Below are 14,040 nucleotides of genomic sequence, written 5' to 3'. Positions count from 1 at the left end.
TTCCACTTCGAGGTGCACCCGTGGATGCGTGAGCTGCTCGCTCCGGGCCGGACGCTGAAGCACCGCCCCGGAGCAGTCGTGGGTCGTCGACCTGACCGGCGAGTCGATCCGCTGGCGGCACAGCACCGAGCGGGCCGCGGTCACCGTCCGCGGCTCGCTGACAGACCTCCTGCTACACCTGTACAAGCGCCGCGACGACAATCTCGAGGTGGACGGCGACAGAGACCTCCTCGAGTACTACCGGGAGCGAGTCAGCTTTGGATGAGGGCGTCATCGCGCGGTGGCTCGCGCGCCGGGACCCGATCGATCGGCCGGTCGATCGGGTCGTGCTGATGGGCTCGGCCGTGGTGGAGTCGGTGGAGGTCGCGGCCGAAGCGCACCGCGCGCACTCCGCACCGATTCTCGTCAGCGGTGGGATCGGGCATTCGACACAGTTCCTCGACGAGGCCGTCCGGCGGCGCGGGCTCGGCCTGGCCACCGGCCGGCCCGAGTCGCACGTCTTCCGCGAACTCCTGCTGAGGTACGGCGTCCCGGACGATCAGATCGTCGTCGAGGACCGATCCACCAACTGCGGCGAGAACGCGGCGTTCACCCGCGCGCTGATCAGCCACCCGCAAACGCTGCTGCTGATCCAGGACCCGACCATGCAGCGTCGTACGCACGCCTGCTTCGAGCGATCCTTCGCCGACCTGCCCGGCAGCACGATGATCAGCCACGCGCCGGTCATCCCATGGATCGGTCCGGATCACGTCGGCGCGGCGCCGGCCGCGCCCGAGATCTGGAGCCGCGAGCGCTTCCGCGCCCTCCTGCTCGGCGAGATCCATCGGCTGTCGCCGGACGTCTACGGGCCCCGCGGCCGCAACTTCATCAACCACGTCGACATTCCGGACGAAGTACTTGCCGCTTACAACCGTCTCGTCGCCGCATACCCCGCATCCGACCGTCATCCGTAGACCGGTACGGAGCGACGTCGCAGACACTCGCCCTCGTCGCGGTCTCGCTCGGCAACGCGGTCTACCGCGGTATCGGGTTCGCCGACGTCGGTCTCCGGTACCGCACCGAGATCGACCGCACGGTCGTGGTCGCGATCATCGTGGCGATCTCCGCCGTCATGCCGGCGGTCGCGCTGAAGCTCACACACCGGCTGGGCCGGCCGTGGTTCGCGGTGCTCGGCGCGCTCACCTACCCGCTGTATCTGGTGCACGCGCACATCGGCTTCATCATCTTCGAGCGGCTCGGCGACCAGGCGAACCACGTCCTCCTGGTCGCCGCCCGGTTCACACAGCGCCGAAGTAGCCCGCCAGCACGCGCGCCAGGTTCTCCGAGGCGATGGTGTGGAACGTCCCGTCGTGGCCCTCGGCCGTGCCGTGCTGCAACGCTTCCGCGGTCTGCCGGACCGAGTCCTTCAGCCAGTCGGGACTCGCGTTGCTGTAGAGCGCCAGCGCCGGGATGTCGATGGACGACAGCAGTGCGGTCGGCACCGCGCTGTCGCCCATCTGCAGCGCGTCGTACACCAGGGTGTGCGCGATCGCCTCGAGGCCGGCCCACATCGGCGTCTCCCGGATCTGGTCGACCATCTCCTTCGGCTGGCCGACGGCCTCGACCATGAACAGCTCCGCCGCGCCACCGGGATTCCCGGCCGCGACGAACTCCTGCAACCGCTCGAGGTACCGCTCCGGCGCCGGCGGTGCGCCCTCCACCCGGAACGGCGGCTCGACAACCGCCAGCTTCTCGAACGGCACCCGGGACTGCAACAGCACCATCGACCCCGACGAGTACGCACAGGCGAACCGCGCGCCGGTCGCGTCGCGCACTGCCGCGAGGTCCTCCCACTCGCGCTCGACCGCGTAAGGCAGGGTGTCGCCGGAGTCACCGCGACCTCGCCTGTCGTAGTTCACCACGCTGAACGCCGACGCCAGCGCCTCGGCGTCCTGGACGTACCTCGACCGGTCGGTGAACGCGCCGGCGACCAGCACGAGTGCGGGTCCGCTGCCGGTCACGTCGTACGCGATCTCGGTGCCGTCCTTCGAGACAACCTTCTCCATCACTGCTCCTTCGCCCGAAAAATCTCTCTGCCCTACCGTCGAACGGCGCGGTCCACCCGAGACATCGTGTGACCCACATCACAGTAAGCCGGGATCTTTCCGTGCGCGACCGGTCTCACTACAGTTGGATTATGTATACAGGCGACTGCACACCAGCCCGAGGCCGTTGATGCTGCTCCGTCAGCTCGAGTACCTCGTCGCCCTCGCCCGCGAGAAGCATTTCGCGCGGGCCGCGGACGCCTGTTACGTCTCCCAGCCGTCGTTGTCCGCGGCGATCCGCAAGCTCGAGCAGGAGCTCGACGTACCGATCGTGCGCCGCGGCCGGCGCTTCGAGGGCCTGACTCCCGAGGGCGAGCGGGTGCTGCTCTGGGCGCAGCGGATCCTCGCCGAGCAGGACGCACTCCGCCACGAGCTGTCGATGATGCGCGGCAGCCTGAACGGCACACTCCGGCTCGGCGCGATCCCGACCGCGATGCCGGTCGTCTCGCTGCTCACCACCCCGTTCTGCGAGCGGCACCCGAACACCCGCGTCACGCTCGAGTCGCTGTCGTCACGCGACATCACCCAGAAGCTGGCCGAGTTCGAGCTGGACGTCGCGATGACGTACCTCGACGACGACACGCTCGGCCAGGTGCGCAAGACACCGCTGTACGAGGAGCGGTACCTGCTGCTCACGCCGAAGGACACCGAACTCGCCGAGCTGCCGTTCGCGACCTGGGCGCAGGTCGCCGGCCTGCCGCTGTGCCTGCTCTCCCCCGACATGCGCAACCGGCGGATCATGAACGGGTACTTCACCGACGACGGGGTGACCGCGACACCCTCGATCGAGAGCGACACGGTCTCCGGCCTCTACAGCCACCTGCACGGCAACCATTGGTCGACGGTCATCTCGCACGCGTGGCTGCACATGTTCGGCGTACCGGACGGGATGCGCGTCGTACCGCTGAAGCGCCCGGCGCACGGCCCGCGCGTCGGCCTGGTGATCGCCGCCCGCAGCCCCGAGCCCGTCCTCGCCCGCGCGCTGCTCGACGTCGCGCGCCAGGCCGGCGTACAGAAAGCCCTCGACGGCCTGCTCGACGTACATCTGATGGATTCGGGCTATCTCGACATAGCAACCAAGTCTTTGACCGCCGGCCACTGACCCGGCGATGGTGGAAGTGCCTACCTGATCGTGTAAGCGGGATCACGGCGTACGTAACGGGGATCACGTGAGACGTGGGCATAACCGGTGAGTACGGCTGGTTGAATGTATACAGAAGGCAGAATTCAGGAAAGGACAGCAATGATCTTCACGCGGAGGTTCGGTGCTCTGGCGGCGCGGCCGCAGTTCCCGGACGCACCGGAACTGCAGGAGCTGAGCACGCCGCTCGATCTCGATACGGAGCTCGCGAAGCTGACGGCCGAACAGGGCCGCGGCACCCACGACGACGACCGCGAGTCGGCCGCCTGAGTCCGGCACAGAACACTCTGTCGCCGGAGCTATATGTCAAGTCATGGCACTTGGTAGACTGTCTACCAAGTGCCATGACTGTAGGACCGGAAGGGACCTCATGACGACCATCAGCGCAGGCCCAGGGGCGGGTGCGGAACCGGCCGGTGTGCGGCACGTCAAGCGCCCGCAGCCGTTGCGGGAATCGGTGTACGAGGCCCTCACCGAGATGATCATCGACGGCACCCTCGAGCGCGGCCGGCACCTGGTCGAGGTCGAGCTCGCCGGGATGCTCGGCGTCTCCCGCCAGCCGGTGCGCGAGGCCCTGCAACGGCTGAACAACGAAGGCTGGGTCGATCTGCGGCCGGGGTTCGGCGCGATGGTGCACGTGCCGGCCGAGGACGAGGTCGACCAGCTGCTCGCGGCCCGCGCCGCCCTGGAATCGGAGTCCGCACGCCTCGCCGCCCGGCACGCGTCCAAGGACGACGTCGCGCGGTTGCGCGAGCTCTGCAAGGTCGGCACCGCGTACCAGGAAGCCGGCGACATCGACGGCACGGTCCGCACCAACGCGGAGCTCCACAGCTTGATCACCCAGATGTCCGGCAACCGCTTCCTCGTCGACTTCGCGGCCCAGGTCGACCGCCGCGTCCGCTGGTACTACACCCCCGTCGCCCCCGTCCGCGGCGCCGCGTCCTGGCGCGAACACAACCGCCTGGTCAAGGCCATCAGCGATGGCGACGAGGACAAGGCCGCCCAAATCATGCGCGAACACACCGAACACACCCGCAAGGCCTACCACGACCTCCAGGCCTCCACACCCCCCGCAGAAACCCCGGACCCAGAACCCTCCCGCCGCCGACGCCGCACGAGCTGACGGGCACCACCAGGCGGCAGTTCCCGGCCGAGCACAGCTGCCGCCGTACCAGCACTCGAGGGGATATCCCCTCGAGTTGGGGGTTCTCTCCTGGCCTACGAGCGGAGAACCCACAACAGGAGGGGATATCCCCTCGAGCGACTGTCAGGCGGTGCGGTTCTTGCGGCCCCGGCCGGTGGCGGCCTTGCGGGCCTCCAGGGCGGTGGCCAGGTGGGTGTACTGCTCGACTACCCGTCGGGCGTACATGTTGCGGTCGAGGATGTGCGGCCACCAGAGGCGGCCGATCTGTTCGTGCATCCAGAGGAAGCCGATCGCGAATCCCATGCTCACCAGCGCACGGAAGGCGAGGAACTTCCACGGTTCCGGCGGCAGACCGGGCGAACCGGCGACCACCCATTCGGTGACGACCGCGTGCACCAGCAACGCCAGCGGAAACGCGATCACCCAGTAGACCGCCGCCGGCGCGAACACCCCGGCGGGGACTTTCCCCAGCGCGACCAGGACGGCGTACCCCGTCCCGAACACCATCAGCGGTACGCCGAGACCGAGCCCGGTGAGCACCGCCCAGCCGGCGGGCTGGCCGACGAATGCGGCCAGTCCACCGGCGATCAACCCTGCCGCGGCACCGACCGAGACGGCCGGGACCGAATACTGCGCCAACTGCTTCAGATCCGCCATGTCAGCCCACAGCCACGCCGAAGCGGAACAGGCAGTAGAACAGCATCCCGAGGTAGAACACCGCGCCGAAGCCGATGATCACGTTCCGCACCGGGCCGGGACGGATCTTCTTCGGCAGCAGCATGTTGTTGGTGAGCAGCAGCACGATGCAGTACGCGCCCATCGCGAAGGTGGACAGGAACGCGAGCGTGTCCAGGATCCCCGCCGGACCGTCGGCGGGCCCGAACAGCAGGATCAGGATCCCGAACAGGATCACGCCCCACAGGAACCCGGCGTACAGCCGCGACATCGAGAACCGCTTCGCGCCGGGCACGAAGTAGTACGTCATGTCCGCCTGGCCGCGGGAGAACGAGTCGAACAGACCGAGGGTCGCGTTCAGCCCGATCAGTGCGATGAAGGCGAAGAACAACGTGCCGAGGATCGGCGAGCCGGCCGACGCGAACGCGTCCGACATCGCCTTCAGCGCCGCCTCCCGGTCACCGCCCTCGATCAGCGTGGCGACGTCCGGGTTCTCCCGGGACGCCGACATGGCCAGCACGGTGAACGAGATCGTGACCAGCATCGTGATGCCCCAGAAGAGCAGCAGCGCGTCGAACGTGACCCACTTGCGCCAGCCCTTCCACTTCGCCATCTCGGCCGGGTCCTCGGTGTCGAACATGAACCCGCGGGACGGCATCGACTCGGCCTCGCTCGCCGCCCGCAGGCCGCGGATCTTCGGGATGTGCGCGCCCATACCGGCGCCGCTGTCCCGCAGCTGCAGCGTGTACCACATCTGCTGCATCCCGGACGGTCCCGCGAACGCGATCGAACCGACCACGACCGGGAACCAGGCCGACGTCATCGCCTCGTCCGGGAAGTACCCGAACGCGAACATCCCGGACAGCGTCCGGCCGAGGTCGTCCCAGCTGCCGACGATCGCCGCGATCACCGACGTACCGACGACCAGCAGCCCGATCAGCAGGCCGAGCAGCTTCTCGAGGAAGTTGTAGATCACCGACAACAGGCTGAACAGCACACCGACGAACACCAGAGCCACGCACGCGGTGACCTGCCAGGGTATGCCGGTGATCTCCTCGAAGGCGGCCGCGCCGGCGGACAGATGGCCCGGCCACATGTAGATCAGGATCGCCGCCGCGTAGAAGAACCACATCAGCGGTTTGAAGATCCGGGCCGCGCCGAAGAAGATGCTCTCCCCGGTGGCCATCGCGTACCGCGCCATCTCCAGCAGCACGAACGCCTGCAGCGTGACACCGACCATGAACAACCAGCGGATGTCCGGCCCGAACACCAGGACGAGCCGGGGCCACATGTACGACTCCCCCATGCCCACCCCCAGCGCGACCAGGAAGACGGTCGGGCCGAGGATGTGCAACGAGGGCGGTGCGTCCGGAAGTTTCCGGATCGGCATCGGTTCGAGCCGGCCGGCTTTCCACACCTTCTCGGTGACCGCGGCCGCCGGCTCTTCGGGTACTTCTGAGGTCTTGCTCGTGACGTCCAAGGCGGACTCCTTAGATCGACGCCAACTAGCGGACTACCACACCCCCGCGGACTGCTTCCTCCAATCAGCTGATGCCGAGCGGCCCGGCGTTGCGGGCCCGGCGTTGCGGGCCCAGCGGTACTTGGCACCGAGGACCTGGACCGGGGTCTCGGTGGTGTACGGGTACGCGACCACACCGTGGTCGAACAGGTACTGGCTGGCTTCCTCGACCTGGACGTCGCCGGACAGCGAGGCGACCACGGGCTTGTCGATGCCCTTGGCCCGGAATTCCCCGACGACGTCGGCGACCAGCTCCGCGAACACCATCGGCGGTGTCACGATCGTGTGCCAGTACCCCAGGATCAGCGCGTGGATCCGCTCGTCGGACAGCCCCAGCGCGATCGTGTTCCGGTACGTCGACGGCGGTTCGCCGCCGGTGATGTCGACCGGGTTCCCGGCCGCGCCGAACGGCGGGATGTACGCGCGGAACGCCTCGTCGAGGTCCGGCGGGATGTCCATCAGCGTCAGCCCGGCGTCCACGCAGGCGTCCGACAGCAGTACGCCGGACCCGCCCGCGCCGGTGATGATGACGACGTTCTCGCCCTTCGGCGTCGGCAGCAGCGGGATGCCGCGGGCGTACTGCAGCATCTCGTTCAGCCCCGGCGCCCGGACCACGCCGCTCTGCCGAAGGATGTCGTCGTACACCTTGTCGTCGCCGGCCAGGGCGCCGGTGTGCGAGCTGGCCGCCCGCGCGCCCAGGGAAGTACGGCCGGCCTTCAGTACGACGACCGGCTTCTGCTTCGACACCCGGGCCGCCGTCTCGGCGAAGGCCCGGCCGTCCTTCAGGTCCTCAAGGTGCATGGCGATCAGGTTGGTGTTGTCGTCGCTCTCGAAGAACGTCAGGAGGTCATCCTCGTCGATGTCGGCCTTGTTGCCTACCCCAACGATCGCGGAAACTCCCATCCGGCTCGAGCGGCTGAAGCCCAGGATCGCCATCCCGATACCACCAGACTGCGACGACAGGGCCACGGAACCGCGCACGTCGTACGGCGTGCAGAACGTCGCGCAGAGGCTCTCCGGCAGGTAGTAGTAGCCGTAGATGTTCGGTCCCAGGATGCGGACATTGTGCTTGCGGGCGATCGCGACCACCTCGTCCTGGAGCTCCTGCTCGCCGGTCTCGGCGAACCCGGACGGGATCAGGATCGCGCCCGCGACGCCCTTCTGGCCGCACTGCTCGAGCGCGCCGCCGACGAACTTGGCCGGTACGGCGAACACCGCGACGTCGACGTCACCCGGTACGTCCACGATGCCGGCGAACGCCTTCAGCCCGAGGACCTCGCCGCCCTTGGGGTTGATCGGGTAGATGTCCCCGGCGTACCCGCCGTTGACGAGGTTCTTCATCACCGAGTTGCCGATCTTGCCGTCCTCGTTGGACGCGCCGATCACGGCCACCGCGCGCGGCTTCATGATCCGGGTCATCGCGGTCAGGATCTCCGCCTGGGTGTACCGCTCGACCGGTTTCCCGGCCTCGGCGTCCACGATGATCCGGAAGTCGACCGCGGTGGCGCCGTCCGGCGCGGCGAGCACCGGGTTCAGGTCGACCTCCGCGAACTGCGGGAAGTCGGTGACCAGGTCCGACAGTCTCCGGACCAGGTCGGCGAGGGCGTCCTTGTCGACGGGCCGGGCGCCGCGGACGCCGTCGAGCATCTCGTGGGCCCCGATCCCGTCGATCATCGCCCGCGCCTCGTCGCCACCGAGCGGAGCCAGCCGGAAGGTGACGTCCTTCAGCACCTCGACGAGGACGCCACCCAGCCCGAACGCGACCACCTTGCCGAACGTCGGGTCGGTGACCGCGCCGACGATGACCTCCTGCACGTCACCGCCGGTGACCAGCATCTTCTGGACCTGTACGCCGGTGATCTCGGCGTCGGCCTGGTACGCCCGCGCGTTGGCGAGGATCTTGTCGAAGGCGTCCCGCGCCGCGTCCTCGCTGTCGACGCCGACCACCACGCCGCCGGCGTCGGTCTTGTGCAGGATGTCCGGCGAGACGATCTTCAGCACGACCGGGAACCCGATCTCGGCCGCGAGGCCGGCGGCCCCCTCGGCAGTCGTGGCCAGCCCCTCGCCCGGTGTCGGGATGCCGTACGCATCGGCCACCAGCTTGGCCTCCGGCGCGCTCAGCGAGGTGCGGCCGTCCGCCAGAGCCTGGTCGAGGATGGTCCGGACTGCTGCCTTGTCATAAGTCATGCGAATGCACTCCATTTCGCGAGAGTCAGATCACGCCGGCGGTCTTGAGGTCGTCGAGCTCGGCCGGGGAGATCCCGAGCGAGCCGTAGATGACGGAGTTGTGTTCGCCGAGGCCCGGCGAGGTCTGCACCTCGACCGGCGAGTCGGACAGCTTGATCGGGCAGCCGACGGTCTTGAAGGTGCCGCGCTGCGGGTGCTCGACCTCGACCACCGCGCCGAGGTCGGCCAGCGTCTCGTCCGCGATCAGCTCGGCCGTGGACATGATCGGCCCGCACGGCACGTTCAGCGCGTTGAGCTTGTCCATCACCTCGAACTTGGTGTGCTGCTCGGTCCACTGCTCGATCAGCGCGAACATCTTGTCGAGCTTGTCCAGCCGCGCGACCGGCGTCGCCCAGTCCGGGTCCTCGGCCAGCTCCGGCTTGCCGATCAGCTCGGCGATCGGGGCCCATCCCGGCGGCTGGACGATCACGTAGATGTAGTCGTTCGGGCCGCCCGGCGCGCACCTCAGCGCCCAGCCGGGCTGGCCGCCGCCCGACGCGTTGCCGGACCGCGGGACCTCGGTACCGAAGTTGTCGTTCGGGTACTCGCGCAGCGGGCCGTGTGTCAGCCGTTGCTGGTCGCGCAGCTTCACGCGGGTCAGGTTCAGGACGGCTTCCTGCATGGCCACGGTGACCCGCTGGCCCTTGCCGGTGCTGGTCCGCTGGAACAGCGCGGCCAGGATGCCGGCCACCAGGTGGATGCCGGTGCCGGAGTCGCCGATCTGCGCACCGGTCGCGGTCGGCGGTCCGTCCTCGAACCCCGTCGTACTCATCGCGCCGCCCATCGCCTGGGCGACCACCTCGTACGCCTTGAAGTTCTCGTACCGGCCCGGGCCGAAGCCCTTGATCGACGCGAACACCAGGCCGGGGTTGATCTCCTGGAGGCGTTCCCAGGTGAACCCCATCCGGTCGATGGCGCCGGGCGCGAAGTTCTCGACGAGGACGTCGGAGTTCTTCACCAGGTCGGTGAAGATCTCCTTGCCCCGGTCGGACTTCATGTTCAGCGTGATGCTGCGCTTGTTGCAGTTCAGCATCGTGAAGTAGAGGCTGTCGACGTCCGGCAGGTCGCGCAGCTGCTGGCGGGTGATGTCGCCGGTCGGTGCCTCGAGCTTGATCACGTCGGCGCCGAGCCAGGCGAGGATCTGGGTGCAGGACGGTCCGGACTGCACGTGGGTCATGTCGAGAACACGGACACCTTCGAGGGCCCTCTGAGTGGACGCTGTCATGCTGGGTCCCCTTTACTTGTACATGGTCTGGTTCATGGTTCCGGGGGCGTACGCGTCCGGGTCGACCCAGACGTTGATCAGCGACGGCAGCCCGGACTCGCGGGCCCGCAGCAGCGCCGGCCCGATGTCCGCGGGGTCGCGAACCTCCTCGCCGTACCCGCCGAGCATCCGCGCGAACTCGTCGTACTTCACGTCGCCGAGGGTGTTGCCGACCCGGCCGCGGTCCTTGCCGTACTTGGCCTCCTGGCCGTACCGGATCTGGTTCATCGAGGAGTTGTTGCCGACCACACCGACGAACGGGAGCTGGTAGCGGACGAGCGTCTCGAAGTCCCAGCCGGTCAGCGAGAACGCGCCGTCGCCGAACAGCGCGACCACTTCCTTGTCCGGCCGCGCGTATTTGGCCGCGAGCACGAACGGGATGCCGACGCCGAGCGTGCCGAGCGGGCCCGGGTCCATCCAGTGGCCGGGCGACTTCGGCTGCACGACGCCGCCGGAGAACGTGACGATGTCACCGCCGTCGCCGATGTAGATCGAGTCCTCGGTGAGGAACTCGTTGATCTCGTGCGCGAGCCGCAGCGGGTGGATCGGGTTCGCGTCGGACAGCTGCCGCGGCAGCCGCTTCTGGTACGCCGAGTCCTCCTCGGCGCGCAGCTCCGCGAACCAGGCCTTGCGGTCCGTCTTCTGGATCCGGCCCGACGCCGCCTGCGTGACGGCCGCCAGGATCGCTCCCGGGTCGCCGACCAGGCCGAGGTCGATATCGCGGTTCTTGCCGACGGTGCGGTAGTCGAGATCGATCTGTACGACGGTGGCGCTCTTCGGGAGCCGGCGCCCGTACCCCATCCGGAAGTCGAACGGCGTACCGACGATCAGGATCAGGTCGGCGTTGTTGAAGCCGTACCGCCGGGACAGGTGGAAGTGGTGCGGGTCGCCGGGCGGCAGGGTGCCGCGAGCCGAGCCGTTCATGAACGCCGGGATGTCGAGCGTACGGACGAAGTCGACCGCCGCCTCGCTGCCGCGCGACGTCCAGACCTGGCTGCCGAGCAGGACGACGGGCTTCTCGGCCCGCACCAGCAGGTCGGCCAGCGCCTCGATGCTCGCCGGGTCGCCGATGCTCTTCGTCGACGCGCGGTAGTGGCCGGCCTCGGGGACGGTCGCGGACTCGACCGGCACCGAGTTGTCCAGGATGTCGCGCGGAATCTCCAGGAACGACGGACCGGGCGCGCCGTTGTAGCACTCGCGGAACGCCATCGAAACCATGTCCGCGGCCCGCGCGGTGTGCGGCACGGTAGCGGCGAACTTGGTGATCGGCGTCATCATGTCGACGTGCGGCAGGTCCTGCAGGGACCCCATCTTGTGCTGGTTCAGGGCGCCCTGGCCGCCGATCAGCAGCATCGGGCTCTCGGCGCGGAACGCGTTCGCGACACCGGTGACCGCGTCGGTCGTGCCGGGGCCGGCGGTGACGACCGCGCAGCCGGGCTTGCCGGTGACCCGCGCGTACCCGTCGGCCGCGTGCGCCGCGACCTGCTCGTGCCGTACGTCGACCACTGCGATGCCCTCGTCGACGCAGCCGTCGTAGATGTCGATGATGTGACCGCCACAGAGCGTGAAGATCACGTCGATGCCCTCGGCCTTCAAGGCCTTCGCGACGAGGTGCCCCCCGGAGATGGTCTCCGGCTCCTTGACTTCCGCGACGGGGTGGGTCTCCGACACTGTCTGCGCCATCTGCAGTCACTCCTCGGAAAGGCCGGTTAGCGGCTTGGATGTAGATTGCATACCGTATGGTGTAGTCGTAGTCTTATCCCACGCCGCGGTGGTTGTCCAGAGTTCGCACCCAGGAGGCTGTGATGACGATTTCCGACGAACTCGACCGGACCCGCGCCGCGCTGCTCGCGCTGGAGAAATCCCTTGTGGCGTTGAGGAATCGCCTCGGTCCACACCTCGACGTCCTGCGGTTGCTCGACGACCTGGAGCGCTGCACGGCAGACCTCCGCCGCCTCGAGCAGCAGGTCCGTGCGCCCCGCCGGCACGAGCTCGTGGTGATCCCGGACGACGACTACGACCACGATTTCTGGGCCGACGCGGAGCACGAAGGTTTGGGCTGACTTGCGAGGCACAGCTTCAGCAGGCTTCGCAGCCGTACGTCGGGATTGGCCGCGCGGGCGGTGATCGTCACCGCCTCGGCTGCCTGTTCTGTGGCGACGAAGGAGCGATAGAAGGGCTCGCTCCACTTCAGGGGCGAAAGCACCGGTAGCCACCATCGCGCCGCTCCCCCGGGGCTGTCCTCGGAACCGAGCAGGTGCAGGGCTGTCTGGTGCGCCTCGGTCAAGCGGCGGCGCTCGTCACGCAGGAGCTCGCCGGTCGTCAGCGCTGTCGATACGCAGAGCGCGACCAACCGGGCGGACGACTCGAAGCCCGCCCGGTTGGTGTCGATGAACCGCGGAGCCAGCGGCAGTAACTCGCGTCGACCGGTCGACGTGCTGTGGTCGTGGGCGACCCGCGCCACGGCACTCAGTACCGGGTGCACGCATCCAGGACGATCCGTCCAGGGCTCTCGCGCCAAACGGGACACCAGCTCCATCACACAGGGATCTCGCTGAACCTTCCCGTAGCCGTTCACTCGCCTGCCACCGGCGTACCGAGCTGCGGGCGGACGGGCAGCGCGGGCCGGCCGGGCTGTTTGAGCAGCCGCACGCTGAGCGCGGTCAGTACGCCGAGCAGCCCCGCGGTCAGGAACACCGGCCGGTATCCAACGGCGGCGATCACCGAGGCGGCGACACCGATACCGACCAGCCCGCCGACCGCCTTCGCGGAGTACAGGATGGCCTGGTTCTGCACCAGGCTGTTCTCACCGAAGAACTCGAGCACCAGGTTGGCCATGATCGCGTAGAACGCACCGCCGCCGAGGCCGGCGAACATGGCACACACCACGAACACCCATCCGGTTCCGGCGGTCACGAGTCCCATGTGCGCGAACCCCTCGACCATCAGTACGGCGGCCAGTACGCGGCGGCGGCCGAAGCGGTCGGAGAGGTGGCCCGCCGACGACCGCCCGAGACCGTTGACGGCGGCAAGCAATCCGGCGGCGCAGGCTGCCGTCGCCGTCCCCAGTCCGGTGTCGACGGCGTAGCCGGCCACGAACGCGATCCCGAGCAGCGACAACGCCGCGCTGATTGCCAGCAGCAACCACATCAGCGGCAACGCACCGGTCTTCATCGCCTCCGCGGGACGGTAGTGCCGGACCGCGGGCGCATTGTGGGGAATGCTGCGGTTGAGCTTCCGGTCGATCGCCCACGCCTGAGCATCGATGTGCGCGGGCCACCAGTACCGCGGCGGATCCTTCAACAGACCGCCGGCGACCAGCACGATCAGCACCGCCACCAGCGCAGTCAAGTCGAACACGAACGACTCGTCCAGCCAGGTGAGCAAGAAGATGCTCGGCACCGCGCCGACCGCGAAGCCGCCGGTGACGAATCCGATCGTCGCCGTCCGCCGGTCCGGGAACCAGCGGGCCGATGTGGTGATGCAGGCGGCGTACACGAGGCCCGCGCCGGTGCCGCCGAGGAGTGAGTAGCCGGCCACGACCGCGACGTACGCGTCGACGTGCGCGAGCGTGACGAGTCCGATCGCCGAGAGCGCCCCGCCCGCGATGACGAGCTGCGTCGGCGTGGCCCGTCGTACCCGATGGGCCCAGGCCGCCGGGACCGCGACCAGCGCCTGGCAGGCGACGAAGACGGCGAGCAGCCACAACGTGCGAGCAGGGCCCCACCCGCGATCCGACGACAGACCGAGCGCCGCCGCGCCGAACGAGTACTGCAGCGGACTGATCGCGACCATGCAGGCCCAGGCTGCCCAGAGTTGCCAGCGGCGCGCGCGGCCGGTCAGTTCCCGGGCATCCTCGCCGATCCGGTACCGCCGGCCATAGACGTCACGGACATCAACGTGATCCATCGTGCCCTCCTGACTACTGCATACCGTATGAAGTCTGTGGTACTCCTCCGGTCGCGGCCTGTCCAGACCTGAGCGGGT

Annotated in this window: 15 protein-coding genes; 6 read left to right on the top strand and 9 right to left on the bottom strand. The window is 68.5% G+C overall.

All coding sequences use genetic code 11. The annotated features are described in order from the left end of the window. Nucleotides 1-91: 91 nt before the first annotated feature. Together AB0L64_RS20125 and AB0L64_RS20120 are read left to right on the top strand one after the other, a co-directional pair. A complete protein-coding gene (locus tag AB0L64_RS20125) occupies nt 92-265 on the top strand; it encodes a hypothetical protein (protein WP_363712374.1) in 174 nt (57 codons plus the stop codon). Beyond that, complete coding sequence (locus tag AB0L64_RS20120) at nt 258-953, top strand: YdcF family protein (RefSeq protein WP_363712053.1); 696 nt, start codon at nt 258-260, stop codon at nt 951-953. Before AB0L64_RS20125 ends, AB0L64_RS20120 begins: the two co-directional genes overlap by 8 nt. Here the strand turns inward: AB0L64_RS20120 and AB0L64_RS20115 are convergent. Both AB0L64_RS20115 and AB0L64_RS20110 read right to left on the bottom strand, forming a co-directional pair. Next, nucleotides 944-1,255, bottom strand: a complete 312-nt coding sequence (locus AB0L64_RS20115) for a hypothetical protein (RefSeq protein WP_363712051.1) — start codon at nt 1,253-1,255, stop codon at nt 944-946. The two genes, AB0L64_RS20120 and AB0L64_RS20115, sit on opposite strands and share 10 nt — an antisense overlap. 22 nt (nt 1,256-1,277) lie before the next feature. Further along, nucleotides 1,278-2,045, bottom strand: coding sequence for an alpha/beta hydrolase (locus AB0L64_RS20110; RefSeq protein ID WP_363712049.1), 768 nt, complete (start codon nt 2,043-2,045; stop codon nt 1,278-1,280). Between the two features lie 169 nt (nt 2,046-2,214). On the opposite strand from AB0L64_RS20110, the gene AB0L64_RS20105 reads away from it, so the two are divergent. The 3 genes from AB0L64_RS20105 to AB0L64_RS20095 all read left to right on the top strand — a co-directional run bounded on the left by AB0L64_RS20105 (nt 2,215) and on the right by AB0L64_RS20095 (nt 4,348). After that, entirely contained in the window at nt 2,215-3,186 is a 972-nt protein-coding gene (locus AB0L64_RS20105; RefSeq protein WP_363712047.1) for a LysR family transcriptional regulator, read from the top strand. Between the two features lie 141 nt (nt 3,187-3,327). After that, nucleotides 3,328-3,495 (top strand): hypothetical protein, encoded by a 168-nt coding sequence (locus AB0L64_RS20100; protein WP_363712045.1) that lies wholly within the window; start codon nt 3,328-3,330, stop codon nt 3,493-3,495. Nucleotides 3,496-3,595: 100 nt separating this feature from the next. Next, on the top strand, nt 3,596-4,348 hold the full coding sequence (locus AB0L64_RS20095; RefSeq protein ID WP_363712043.1) for a GntR family transcriptional regulator: 753 nt from the start codon (nt 3,596-3,598) through the stop codon (nt 4,346-4,348). 144 nt (nt 4,349-4,492) lie between these two features. On the opposite strand, the gene AB0L64_RS20090 is transcribed toward AB0L64_RS20095, so the two are convergent. Genes AB0L64_RS20090 through AB0L64_RS20070 form a run of 5 tightly spaced genes read right to left on the bottom strand, consistent with a single transcriptional unit; the run spans nt 4,493 to nt 11,736 of the window. Then, nucleotides 4,493-5,026, bottom strand: coding sequence for a hypothetical protein (locus tag AB0L64_RS20090; protein ID WP_363712041.1), 534 nt, complete (start codon nt 5,024-5,026; stop codon nt 4,493-4,495). A 1-nt stretch (nt 5,027) separates the two neighbouring features. Next, nucleotides 5,028-6,524: an Nramp family divalent metal transporter gene (locus AB0L64_RS20085; protein WP_363712039.1), complete on the bottom strand. Its 1,497-nt coding sequence runs from the start codon at nt 6,522-6,524 to the stop codon at nt 5,028-5,030. A gap of 33 nt (nt 6,525-6,557) precedes the next feature. Next, complete coding sequence (locus AB0L64_RS20080; protein ID WP_363712037.1) at nt 6,558-8,750, bottom strand: acetate--CoA ligase family protein; 2,193 nt, start codon at nt 8,748-8,750, stop codon at nt 6,558-6,560. 25 nt (nt 8,751-8,775) lie between these two features. After that, nucleotides 8,776-10,014: a formyl-CoA transferase gene (gene frc, locus AB0L64_RS20075; RefSeq protein ID WP_363712035.1), complete on the bottom strand. Its 1,239-nt coding sequence runs from the start codon at nt 10,012-10,014 to the stop codon at nt 8,776-8,778. 12 nt (nt 10,015-10,026) lie between these two features. Further along, a complete protein-coding gene (locus AB0L64_RS20070; protein WP_363712033.1) occupies nt 10,027-11,736 on the bottom strand; it encodes a thiamine pyrophosphate-binding protein in 1,710 nt (569 codons plus the stop codon). Nucleotides 11,737-11,858: 122 nt separating this feature from the next. Here AB0L64_RS20070 and AB0L64_RS20065 point away from each other — a divergent pair, with 122 nt between their 5' ends. After that, on the top strand, nt 11,859-12,116 hold the full coding sequence (locus AB0L64_RS20065; RefSeq protein ID WP_363712031.1) for a hypothetical protein: 258 nt from the start codon (nt 11,859-11,861) through the stop codon (nt 12,114-12,116). Here the strand turns inward: AB0L64_RS20065 and AB0L64_RS20060 are convergent. Further along, a complete protein-coding gene (locus AB0L64_RS20060) occupies nt 12,068-12,595 on the bottom strand; it encodes a hypothetical protein (RefSeq protein WP_363712028.1) in 528 nt (175 codons plus the stop codon). The genes AB0L64_RS20065 and AB0L64_RS20060 overlap by 49 nt on opposite strands. Before the next feature lie 32 nt (nt 12,596-12,627). After that, nucleotides 12,628-13,962: an OFA family MFS transporter gene (locus AB0L64_RS20055; protein WP_363712024.1), complete on the bottom strand. Its 1,335-nt coding sequence runs from the start codon at nt 13,960-13,962 to the stop codon at nt 12,628-12,630. Between the last annotated feature and the right edge of the window lie 78 nt (nt 13,963-14,040).

The sequence above is a fragment of the Kribbella sp. NPDC051936 genome (assembly GCF_040680955.1).
Lineage (GTDB): Bacteria > Actinomycetota > Actinomycetes > Propionibacteriales > Kribbellaceae > Kribbella.
The sequence above is the reverse complement of the archived record's forward strand: the minus strand, read 5'-3'. Positions and strand labels throughout refer to the sequence as shown.